6 protein-coding genes are annotated in these 7,579 nt (G+C 68.8%); 3 read left to right on the plus strand and 3 right to left on the minus strand.

Going from position 1 to position 7,579, the window contains the following annotated elements:
• Positions 1-310: 310 nt before the first annotated feature.
• Entirely contained in the window at positions 311-1,609 is a 1,299-nt protein-coding gene (locus AB0M65_RS39465) for a DUF445 domain-containing protein (RefSeq protein WP_364040291.1), read from the minus strand.
• Positions 1,610-1,638: 29 nt separating this feature from the next.
• On the opposite strand from AB0M65_RS39465, the gene AB0M65_RS39470 reads away from it, so the two are divergent.
• On the plus strand, positions 1,639-2,805 hold the full coding sequence (locus tag AB0M65_RS39470) for a pyridoxal phosphate-dependent aminotransferase (protein ID WP_364040294.1): 1,167 nt from the start codon (positions 1,639-1,641) through the stop codon (positions 2,803-2,805).
• Positions 2,806-2,855: 50 nt separating this feature from the next.
• On the opposite strand, the gene AB0M65_RS39475 is transcribed toward AB0M65_RS39470, so the two are convergent.
• Positions 2,856-3,329 carry a sigma-70 family RNA polymerase sigma factor gene (locus AB0M65_RS39475; RefSeq protein ID WP_364040297.1) on the minus strand — a complete coding sequence of 158 codons (474 nt, stop codon included), beginning with the start codon at positions 3,327-3,329 and terminating at the stop codon, positions 2,856-2,858.
• 366 nt (positions 3,330-3,695) lie between these two features.
• Between AB0M65_RS39475 and AB0M65_RS39480 the strand changes: the two genes are divergently transcribed.
• A complete protein-coding gene (locus AB0M65_RS39480) occupies positions 3,696-4,802 on the plus strand; it encodes a hypothetical protein (protein ID WP_364040300.1) in 1,107 nt (368 codons plus the stop codon).
• Positions 4,803-5,318: 516 nt separating this feature from the next.
• Here AB0M65_RS39480 and AB0M65_RS39485 read toward each other — a convergent pair.
• Positions 5,319-6,773, minus strand: coding sequence for a PLP-dependent aminotransferase family protein (locus AB0M65_RS39485; protein ID WP_364040303.1), 1,455 nt, complete (start codon positions 6,771-6,773; stop codon positions 5,319-5,321).
• A 61-nt stretch (positions 6,774-6,834) separates the two neighbouring features.
• Here AB0M65_RS39485 and AB0M65_RS39490 point away from each other — a divergent pair, with 61 nt between their 5' ends.
• On the plus strand, positions 6,835-7,467 hold the full coding sequence (locus tag AB0M65_RS39490) for a hypothetical protein (protein ID WP_364040306.1): 633 nt from the start codon (positions 6,835-6,837) through the stop codon (positions 7,465-7,467).
• Positions 7,468-7,579 lie beyond the last annotated feature (112 nt).

Consider the following 7,579-nt stretch of genomic DNA (forward strand, 5'->3'; position numbering starts at 1 on the left):
TGGGGAAGGTGTGAAGGTCGAGTTTCCTCGGCTCAGCGCGTGAAGGCCCCCTTCCCTCGGCTGAGCCGAGGGAAGGGGGCCTTCACGCGCCGTCGCCTTGGCTGGGATGACGCTGAGGCCACAGGGCTGCTCCAGGTCCGGACACAACTTCTGGGGTCACCCACCCCCGAGTTACCCCCAGGGGTTGTGCACACCGTTAGGCCAAAAACGTGAAATGCTGTGGATAACCCTGGGGATGACTCCACTTCCTGTGGACAACTCCCGGTGAGGCCTCCGGAGTGTGGTATACGCACCGCTGCTCAAAAGAGCGTCAGAAGAGCAGCTCGGCGACCGCGTAGATGACCAGCCCGGCGAGCGCGCCGACCACCGTGCCGTTGATCCGGATGAACTGCAGATCCCGGCCGACCTGGAGCTCGATTTTGCGCGACGTCTCATCGGCGTCCCAGCGTTCCACGGTGTCGGTGATGATCGTGGTGATCTCCTGGGAGTAGTTGGTGACCAGGTAGGCCGCCGCCCCCTCGACCCAGTTGTCCACCTTGGACCGGATGTGGTCGTCGGAGACCAGCCGCTCGCCCAGCGCTTCGAGGCCGGTGCGCACCCGGCGGCGCAGTTCGCTCGATGGGTCCTCGGCGGCGTTGAGCAGCATCTCCTTGGCCGTCGCCCACGCCGAGCCGATCAGCTTCTGCACCTCGTCATGCCCCAGCATTTGGGACTTGACCTGTTCGGCGCGCGCCATCACTTCGGGGTTGGTCTGCAGGTCCGTCGCGAACTCGCCGAGGAACTTGTCCAGCGCGAGCCGCATGGGGTGGTTGACGTCGGTCTTCACCGCCCACGCGAAGGAAAGCACCTCGCCGTAGACCTTGTCCGCGAGCATCCCGTCGACGAACTTCGGCGACCAGCTCGGCGCGCGGTCCGAGACCACGCGCAGCATCGTCGTGTGATTGTCCCGCACCCATTCGTAGCCGCGGTCGCACATCAGGTCGACGAGTTTGTGGTGCGCGCCGTCGGCGAACACGCCTGCCAGGATCTTGCCGAGCGGCGGACCCCACGGCTTGTCCACGATCCGCTTGACCACGGCCTGTTCCATGATCGCCTGGACGTCTTCGTCGCGGAGCACCTTGACCGCCGCACGCACGACGGTGGCCAGCTCGGACGTCACGCGCTCGGCGTTTTCCGGCTGCGAAAGCCAGCCGCCGAGCCGCTTCGAGACCTCGATCCGGCTCAGCTTGTCGCGGATGACGGACTCCGAGAGGAAGTTCGAGCCGACGAAGTCACCGAGACTGTTGCCGAGCGCGTCCTTCTTGTTCGGGATGATCGCGGTATGCGGGATCTTGATCCCGAGCGGATGCCGGAACAGGGCCGTCACCGCGAACCAGTCGGCGAGCGCGCCGACCATCCCGGCTTCGGCGGCGGCGCGGACGTAGCCGACCCATCCCGGCCAGCCGGCGGACTGCGCCCAGCTCGCGAGCAGGAAGAGCACCGTCGCGCCGAGCAGGAACGACAGCGCGACCCTTTTCATCTTCCGCAGGCCGCGCCGCTTCTCCTCCTCGGCGGGAAGTCCACCGGGCGGATCGGCTGGGGTCACCTTGGCGGGCGTCAGTTGCTCCACATGGCCATTGTCCGTGAGGATGGCTGATCGTGCGCGAACCCGTCCTCGTCCCCCGCCTCCAGCCCTTCACGTCGACCATCTTCGCGGAGATGACGGCACTGGCCGTCCGCCACGAAGCCGTCAACCTCGGCCAGGGTTTTCCCGACACCGACGGGCCTGCCGGAATGCTCGACGCCGCCAAGAACGCCCTGTTCGGCGGCGCGAACCAGTATCCGCCGGGGCCCGGGCGGCCGGAGCTGCGCGCGGCGATCGCGCGCCACCGCAGCCGCTACGGCGTCGAATACGACCCAGACACGGAGATCCTCGTCACCGCCGGGGCGACCGAAGCCATCGCGGCGTCGCTGATCGCGCTGACGCAGGCCGGGGACGAGGTCATCGTCATCGAGCCGTACTACGACTCCTACGCGGCCGCCGTCGCCATGGCCGGCGCCGAGCGGCGCGTCGTCGGGCTGGTGGAACGCGACGGCCGGTTCGCACTGGACGTCGATGGCCTGCGCGCCGCGGTGACGCCGAAGACCAGGGCGATCCTGATCAACTCGCCGCACAACCCGACCGGCACGGTGTTCACGCGGGCCGAACTGGAAGCCGTCGCCGCACTGTGCGTGGAACACGATCTGATCGCGATCACCGACGAGGTCTACGAGCACCTGGTGTTCGACGACGCCGAGCACTTCCCGCTCGCGACCTTCCCCGGCATGCGCGAGCGGACCGTGTCGATCTCCAGCGCGGGCAAGACGTTCAACTGCACCGGCTGGAAGATCGGCTGGGTCTGCGCGAGCCCCGAGCTGGTCGCGGCCGTGAAGGCGGCGAAGCAGTTCATCACGTTCGTCTCGGGCGGGCCGCTGCAGCCTGCCGTCGCCCACGCGCTGGACCACGAACTCCCGTGGGCCGAGGAGCTGCGGACGAGCCTGCAGGGCAAACGAGACCGGCTCGCCGCCGGACTCGCGGAAGCGGGTTTCGCCGTGCGGCCGACCGCCGGGACGTACTTCATCTGCGTCGACGTCCGTCCGCTCGGCTTCGAAGACGCCGCGGAACTGGCCTGGGAGCTCCCCGAACGAGTGGGTGTGGCGGCCGTGCCCGTCAAGGTCTTCACCGATCACCCGGAAGAGTGGAAACACCTGCTGCGTTTCGCGTTCTGCAAACGCAACGAAGTCATCGACGAAGCGGTCACCCGATTGCGTAAACTCCGGTACTGAGCCGATGAATTCCCGGCGGGAAAGAGTACTTCGAATTGGTCTGATGAGCGTCAGGCCCAGCCGCCGACTTCCAGCATGCGCTTGAGCCGGTCGAGACACCGCCTTCGCAGCCTGCCCACACTGGCCGGGCTGATCGCCAGTTCACTGGCGATCTCGGCGTAGGTCAGCTCCGGCCGGTGCGCGAGCAACCACATCAGCCGCCGGTGCGGATCCGGCAGCCGGTCGACCGCCGCCCAGAGCGCGCGGTCACGTTCGGCGCGGACGACCACGGCCTCCGGCGTCGGCTCCGCGCCAGGCGGCGGGCGCGGTGTTTCGCGCTTGTTCCTGGTGATCAACCGGAGCGCGCGGCGTCGCGCGGTGGTCGTCAGCCAAGCACGAAGTTTCGCTTCGTCGCGGAGCGCGCCCGGTGCCCGGAGCAGTTCCAGCCACGCCTCCTGACAGACGTCCCTGGCGTCGGCGTCGCTCAGCCGGTAGGCCTTCAGCGCCCGGTACACCGCCGCCGAGACCGCGTTCACGTCCCACATGGCGGACCCTCCTCTCTCGACGGCGCACGTCCGCCGACTCGATCACCGAACGCGATTTCGACGGCACACACCGCAGTGAGGATCCGGAAAAGGTCAGGTCACCGAGGATTTGAGTAGTTCCACCCGTGCCCGGATGGCCGTCGCGCACACACCGAGAGTGATCAACATCGGTACTCCAGGCACCGGAGCCCGTTGCGTCGTTCCGCCTAACGGGCTGGATTCGAGGCGGCAGAACTGAAACACTCCCCTCCGGTGCTTAAACTGGAGCAGCCCCGGGGGAACTGCGACCTGGCCGGAAAAGACCCCAAAGCAAGATCGAACTCACGTGAAGACCGTGGGTTTCAGGCGCGGACGGTGGTGGTTGCTGTGAGTGGTGCGGCAGTCGTGCACCGTCGCGGCCTCAAGCCGTCGAAGACGGGCGCGCGGATTCTTTTCACGGGGGGCCTCGTTCTCACGGGCTGGATTCTCGGCGCCGTCCTGAGCACCCCGGCTTCGGCCGAAGAGCAGACACCCACCACCACCCCGGAGACGTCCGTCGTCCAGCCGCCGAAGGAAACCGGCGCCGGGAAATCGACTACTCCGAAAGAGTCCACTTCGGACTCCGGCGAAGCCGAAGCCACGAAACCCAGTGAGCCCGCCGAGACCAAGACGGCAGAACCCGCTCCCACGCGAAGCGAGGAGCCCGAGGCCGCCGTCGAAGAAAAGGCCGTTTCCAGCGCGAGTTCCGTCGAGAAGACGAACATTTCTCCGGAACCAGCCAAGACGTCCACGAAGAACGCGAAGCCGCAGGCTTCCGACGGACTGCTGGGCGGCCTCATCGGCGGCGTGCTCGACGTCGTCACGAACACGGTCGGCGGAGTACTCGAAACCGTCAACGGCGTGGTCGGCGGAATCGGCGAGAAGGTCATCACGCCGATCCTCACGCCGGGCCTCTGCAACCCCGGCAAGCCCCAGATCCTGCCGGGCGTCGGCGACGTGCTCGACCCGGCCTTCGGTGGCGGCTCGGGTGATTCGGCAGGCGGCTCGGTCAGCATCGCCGTCCCGGCCAAAACCGTCGCACCGAGCCAGCCCGCGCCGAAGGCCACGGACCCACGTCCGTTCGTCCCGGCCGAGGCACCCGCCCCGGCGACGGCCATCCAGAACTACCGCGTCTCGCTGCCCAGGGTCCAGCTCGAAACCCGGACCGCTCCGGCCGCGCCCGCCGAGTCCGACACACACGCGCCACACGCGTCACCGGACGGTGGCGGCTCTGGCGGTGGCGGTGGCGGCTTGCCGAACACCCCGGTGGCCCCGCTCGCACCCACGACGAGCGCCCAGCCCGGGCACGACAACTCCGGCGGCGGCCGCGGGCCGCTCGCCGTGCTCGACTCCGGTATGCCCGCGACGCAGCTGAAGCTCATCGGAGCAGGCTGCGATCACGAAGGCGAGCGCACCGGCCGGGAAGCCGCGCTTCCCGCCACCTCCCCCGACTGACCTGACCGGGTCGCCGGGGAGAACCACGTCCAAACCAAGATCAACTTCGGTTTCCGACGTCTGTTGAATCCCCTGGCACAAGTCGCTTTTTCGCCTGCCCTCGTTCAGGTATCCCCTTGTCTTCCCGAACGGCCGACCGCGCCCGGCCGGTTCGGATCCCGGCCCCGGCGCCGCGCTGCCCCTGCGGCGCCGGGACCAGCACCGGGTGGACTTCGGGGGCTTCTGCTCACCGCGCCGAGCAGGAGCCGGCCAAGCTCGAAGACCACCTGAACCGCGGGCGGTTCCCGGCACGTCGAGGGGCTGTGCCGGGTAACCGCCGCGGTGCCCGTCCCGGGGTTTCGACCTCGGGGCGGGCCGGATAGCCGGTGTGCCGGTCGTGCGGCGCCGATGCCCTCCCTGGAGCATCGGCCGCCCCGCCGGCGCACCGGCTGTTCCGTTTCCAGCCCGCGTTTAGTCCTCTGGTTGCGGTCCTTGCGTGTGCAACTACCGCAACCAGAGGACTGAATGCAGGGGTCCTCAGGTGACTTGGACGGCCACGGGAGAGACCGTGACGGAGGCCGCCGTGACCGAGGCGGCGGCCGTGCCCAGCCGCCGGACGGCCTCGAAGAGCCGGTCCGCAGGCAACGCGAACGGCAGCCGCAGCCAGCGCTCCAAACCGCCGTGGACGCCGAATCGCGATCCCGGCGCCACCTGCACTCCGTGTCCCGCCGCGGCGACGGCCAGCCGCGTGCTCATCGGCTCCGGGAGCCGGCACCACAGCGAAAGCCCGCCCGGCGGCACGGTGAACGTCCATTCCGGGCAGTACCAGGTCAACGCCCCGGTCAGCGCGTCACGCAGGGCCAGCGTCTCCTCGCGCCGGTGCGCCAGCGCGGCCCCGCCGTCGTCGAGCAATTCGGCGAGAACGAGTTGCTCGAACACCGGAGATCCCAGGTCGACGGCGAAACGGGCCGCGACCAGCCTGCCGATGATGTCCTCCGACGCGCGGATCCAGCCGAGCCGCAGGCCCGCCCAATGCGACTTCGACGCCGAACCGATCGTGATGCCGAGATCGCCCGCGAACGCACCCAGCGGCGGCGGTCCGTCGGCCGGATCGCCTTCGAGATCGAGCTCGACCAGGGTCTCGTCGATGATCACCGGGGTCCGCGCACGGCTCAGCGCCGCCGCGAGCCGCTCCCGGCCGACGGCGTCCATGCGCAGGCCGGTCGGGTTCTGGAAGTCCACGACGAGGTACGCGAGCCTCGGCGCCGATTGCCGCAACGCGGCCTCGATCCCGACGACGTCCCAGCCGGTGGCCGGGTCCAGCGGTACGGGGACCGGGATGGCGTGCGCGGCGCCGATGGCTTCGAGCGCGTTCGGATAGGTCGGCTGCTCGACCAGTACGCGGTCGCCGGGCCCCGTCAGCATCCGCAGGGCCTGCACGAACGCGTGATGCGCGCCGTTGGTGATCATGACCTGGTCGGGGTTGGTCGCCCAGCCGCGTTCGGTGTAGCGGCGGGCGATCCGCTCGCGCAGGAGCCGCAGGCCACGCACGTGGTAGCCGTTCTCGCCGAGGTGGTCCACCAGTGCCTTCCTGGCGGCGTCCACGGCCGGGACCAGGCCGGGAATGGCGGGAGGGCAGGCCTGGGCGAGGTCGATGAGGTCCTCACCGGACGGCGCGAACGGCTCGCGCCCCCGTCCGCCTGGTGAGGCGATCCACGAACCGGCCCCGCGACGGCTGGCGACCAGCCCGTCGGCCCGCAGTCTGTCCAGCGCGGCGCCGATCAGCGTGCGGCTGACCTCCAGCGCGTCGGCGAGTTCCCGTTCGGCCGGAAGTTTCGTGCCAAGCGGGAGCCTGCCGTCAAGGACCAGCAGTTCGACCGCCGCCGCGAGATCCACGGCACCGTGTCGAGAACCACTCTGCCGCCAAGTTCCCAGCAAAGTGGCCAATTTTGGCCCCGAAACGCGTCCAGTCAGCGGGATCAGCGGTTCCATAAGACCAATTATTGCGGATTGGTCATGGTCAAGGAAGCCACTTACACCTGATAGTGCAGTCGTGGCACAAACACTCGACCTCAAGCCCGTCGGCATCTCCCACGACACCACCCGGCGCTCGATCCAGCTCGTCGCCGGGCTCGCCCTCTACGGCGGCAGCATGGCCATGCTGACCAGGGCAGGCCTCGGCCTCGATCCGTGGGACGTGCTCCACGAGGGCCTGATGAAGATCACCGGGCTCACGTTCGGCACGATCACGGCGATCGCGTCGGTCGTGGTGCTCCTGCTGTGGATCCCCCTGCGGCAGCGCCCCGGCATCGGCACCGTCGCCAATATCGTGATCATCTCGCTCACCGTCGACTTCGTGCGGATCTACCTGCCGGATCAGCACGTCCTCGGCTGGCAGATCTTCAACCTGGTCGCCGGTGTCGTGCTCAACGGCCTCGCCGCCGCGGTCTACGTCGGCGCGCGGCTCGGCCCCGGTCCTCGCGACGGGCTGATGACCGGTTTCGCGGCCAAGACCGGCAAATCGATCCGCCTCGTCCGCACGCTGATCGAGCTCACCGTCCTGGCCGCCGGCTGGCTGCTCGGCGGCACCGTCGGCCTCGGCACGATCCTCTACGCACTCGCGATCGGACCACTCACACAGGCGTTCCTGCCGCTGGTCGTCTGGCGCGAGCGGCCCACCGGCTGAGGTTGTCGTGAGTGTTTTGGGTCGTTCTAACGACCTAAAACACTCACGAGACCCGACCCGCTCGGTACCGGCGCCCGTTGCTCGCCTGAGGTACAGGAAGGCCCCCTTCCTT

The sequence above is a fragment of the Amycolatopsis sp. NPDC051071 genome, assembly GCF_040682875.1.
Taxonomy (GTDB): Bacteria; Actinomycetota; Actinomycetes; order Mycobacteriales; family Pseudonocardiaceae; genus Amycolatopsis.

What these genes read in the sequence shown, in the direction of transcription:
- AB0M65_RS39475 (WP_364040297.1), bottom strand. Translation starts at nt 3,329, where the DNA reads ATGTGGGACGTGAACGCGGTCTCGGCGGCGGTGTACCGGGCGCTGAAG.
- AB0M65_RS39485 (WP_364040303.1), bottom strand. Translation starts at nt 6,773, where the DNA reads ATGGAACCGCTGATCCCGCTGACTGGACGCGTTTCGGGGCCAAAATTG.